The organism is Sphingobium ummariense RL-3 (assembly GCF_000447205.1).
Classification (GTDB): domain Bacteria; phylum Pseudomonadota; class Alphaproteobacteria; order Sphingomonadales; family Sphingomonadaceae; genus Sphingobium; species Sphingobium ummariense.
Genome location: NZ_AUWY01000097.1, coordinates 1 through 2,377 on the forward strand (window position 1 = coordinate 1; position 2,377 = coordinate 2,377).

The 2,377-nt window shown below is 63.4% G+C and carries 5 protein-coding genes and 1 pseudogene; 5 read left to right on the top strand and 1 reads right to left on the bottom strand.

The window, feature by feature from the left end:
- The coding region (locus M529_RS38360) for a transcription elongation protein SprT (protein WP_021318595.1) at positions 1–518 on the bottom strand (518 nt) is incomplete at its 3' end.
- Between the two features lie 418 nt (positions 519–936).
- Here M529_RS38360 and M529_RS38365 point away from each other — a divergent pair.
- The 5 genes and pseudogenes from M529_RS38365 to M529_RS38380 form a co-directional block, all read left to right on the top strand.
- Entirely contained in the window at positions 937–1,260 is a 324-nt protein-coding gene (locus tag M529_RS38365; RefSeq protein WP_013038657.1) for a type II toxin-antitoxin system RelE/ParE family toxin, read from the top strand.
- Positions 1,257–1,538 carry a helix-turn-helix domain-containing protein gene (locus M529_RS38370; RefSeq protein WP_013038658.1) on the top strand — a complete coding sequence of 94 codons (282 nt, stop codon included), beginning with the start codon at positions 1,257–1,259 and terminating at the stop codon, positions 1,536–1,538. The genes M529_RS38365 and M529_RS38370 overlap by 4 nt, the downstream gene beginning before the upstream one ends.
- A 54-nt stretch (positions 1,539–1,592) precedes the next feature.
- Positions 1,593–1,787, top strand: a complete 195-nt coding sequence (locus tag M529_RS38375) for a hypothetical protein (RefSeq protein ID WP_021223634.1) — start codon at positions 1,593–1,595, stop codon at positions 1,785–1,787.
- Positions 1,774–1,911 (top strand): hypothetical protein, encoded by a 138-nt coding sequence (locus M529_RS49915; RefSeq protein WP_162471681.1) that lies wholly within the window; start codon positions 1,774–1,776, stop codon positions 1,909–1,911. The genes M529_RS38375 and M529_RS49915 overlap by 14 nt, the downstream gene beginning before the upstream one ends.
- Positions 1,912–1,957: 46 nt before the next feature.
- A pseudogene (locus tag M529_RS38380) lies at positions 1,958–2,377 on the top strand (IS6-like element IS6100 family transposase); the annotation flags it as partial.

Sequence of the window (2,377 nt, forward strand, 5' to 3'; positions counted from 1 at the left end):
ACGGTATAGCCGCACGTCGCGCACTCGCATTTGAGCATCCGGGTTTTCTGCTTCTTGGGCGCGGTCGACTCTCCATCCGTATCAAGGCGGGCATGGGGGAGGGGGCCGACGCTCTCCAAGATCGGCGCGATGGCCGCAAGGAACGCCTCGCCGGGGGTGGTGGCGCGCATCGGCCCGACTAGGCCCAGCCCAAGGGCGGCCCGTTTAAACGCCTTCCCATGCCCTGCCGGGATGCCGACTGCGGCATGGACCAGCTCATGCGCGAGGATGGCCGCGATCTGCGCCGGCATGGCGTCGGGCGCGTGCGCCAGGTCGGGCCGGATGAAGATTTCAAAATGGCCGTCCGCGCTCAAGCGATTATCCCAGCACTCGCCGATCGCCTTGGCCTTCGCGCCTCTGCTGGTGAAGCCGATCGCCACGCGCACGCGGTCGGGCAGGGGGGCGTCCAGCGCCTCGAACAGCGGAGCCATGCCCTGCGCCACCGCATTGAGCCAGCTTTCACGGGTTTGGTGGGTCATCGTCCTTACTCCCTTCAAATCGCCTGTCCGGCGATGGCCATGCCATCGGCCGGAACACGGACGCCCAAGAACGCCGGCGAAAGAGGGGGGCAGCGGGATTCGACGGGGGTGGAGCGGCCGCAGCGCAGCGAGGCACGGCCCCGTCTAATCCCGTTGCGGGGGAGAGAAGGCCGGGACCGGCTTTCCCCCACAAGGCAGACGACGCGCCGGCGAACGCCGGCACCTTGGCTAGCGAGATCCGCTTGCGATCTCGCCCCCGCCATGTGGGTCGTCACCTTGGGCCAAGACCGCTTGCGGGCTTGGGGAGCGCAGCGAGTAGGGCCACGGTGCCGCGCAGCGGCAGGCGCAAATCCCAGCCTCCGAACGCCCAAGGCGAAGGAGCTTGAATTAATGTCTCCGTTTTGATACACCCAGCCTCATGAAGCCGGTAGAGTGGTTGGGAAGTAGCAAGGCCGATGTTCGCGCCTTCCCCGAAGATGCGCGAACAGATGCCGGTTGGCAGCTTGAGCTTGTCCAACGCGGCGACGATCCCGACGACTGGAAGCCCATGAAAACCGTGGGGCAAGGCGTTCGGGAAATTCGCATCCGGGAAGCGTCGGGCGCGTTCCGGGTGATCTATCTGGCGACGTTGGAAGACCGGGTTCTGGTGCTTCATGCGTTCCAGAAAAAGACGCAGGCAACGGCAAAGAAAGACCTCGAACTCGCGGCGCAAAGGTTGAAACGATGGAAGGCGGAGCAATGACATCGGAAATCTATGAGAACGTGTGGGACGCGCTCGCTGATACCGAGCAGGAGGCCGCGAACCTGAAACTGCGCTCGTCCTTGCTGTATGAAATCCGCAAGGTGGTGCAGGGCTGGAATGTCTCACAGGACGAAGCGGGCAAGCGGCTTGGGCTGACACGGCCCCGGACCAATGATCTGCTGCGCGGCAAGCTGGCCAAGTTCTCCCTGGATGCGCTCGTCAACATTGCAGCGTCGGCCCATCTGCACGTCGAGTTGACGCTGAAAGAAGCGGCCTGAGCGACGGGCAAAATGGCAGGCCATCGCCCGTTTCGCGATCTTGTGGCTGATCGCATGAAGGATTGGAGTCCAGAGCGCCGCGCCCAGTATGAGGCGCGCAAGGCGCAGTTCGAGGCCGAAATGGCGGCGACGGCCGAGCTGACCGGCCAAGCCGCGACGCGCGCGGCGATCGAGGAACTGGAAGCGGGGAAGGGGGCACGCTTCCCCAGCGTCGATGCGCTTATGACGGATTTGCATGATGGCGATTGATCGGCCGCGCAAAGGGGAAACGGCTGCGGAGTTTTTCAGGCGGCGTTCCAAAGGCTCCACATTGGATGGTCTTGACCGCATCTTGGCCAAGGTGCCCGATCGGGCTCTGTTGCAAAAATCGTGAAGCTTGAGCATGCTTGGCGGAGATTGGACGGACGGAACGATGACGGATTTTCAAGTGGCGCCATTTCCAGGGTGATGTGATCCTGTGGGCGGTGCGCTGGTATTGTCGCTATCCGATCAGCTATCGCGACCTTGAGGAAATGCTGGCGGAACGCGGCATTTCGGTCGACCATACGACGATCTATCGCTGGGTCCAGTGCTACGCCCCGGAGATGGAGAAGCGGCTGCGCTGGTTCTGGCGGCGTGGCTTTGATCCGAGCTGGCGCCTGGATGAAACCTACGTCAAGGTGCGGGGCAAGTGGACCTACCTGTACCGGGCAGTCGACAAGCGGGGCGACACGATCGATTTCTACCTGTCGCCGACCCGCAGCGCCAAGGCAGCGAAGCGGTTCCTGGGCAAGGCCCTGCGAGGCCTGAAGCACTGGGAAAAGCCTGCCACGCTCAATACCGACAAAGCGCCGAGCTAT

Bases quoted from the DNA above. Each gene is read 5' to 3' on its own strand.
- M529_RS38370 (WP_013038658.1), top strand. From the start codon at position 1,257: ATGACATCGGAAATCTATGAGAACGTGTGGGACGCGCTCGCTGATACC.
- M529_RS49915 (WP_162471681.1), top strand. From the start codon at position 1,774: ATGATGGCGATTGATCGGCCGCGCAAAGGGGAAACGGCTGCGGAGTTT.
- M529_RS38365 (WP_013038657.1), top strand. From the start codon at position 937: ATGAAGCCGGTAGAGTGGTTGGGAAGTAGCAAGGCCGATGTTCGCGCC.
- M529_RS38375 (WP_021223634.1), top strand. From the start codon at position 1,593: ATGAAGGATTGGAGTCCAGAGCGCCGCGCCCAGTATGAGGCGCGCAAG.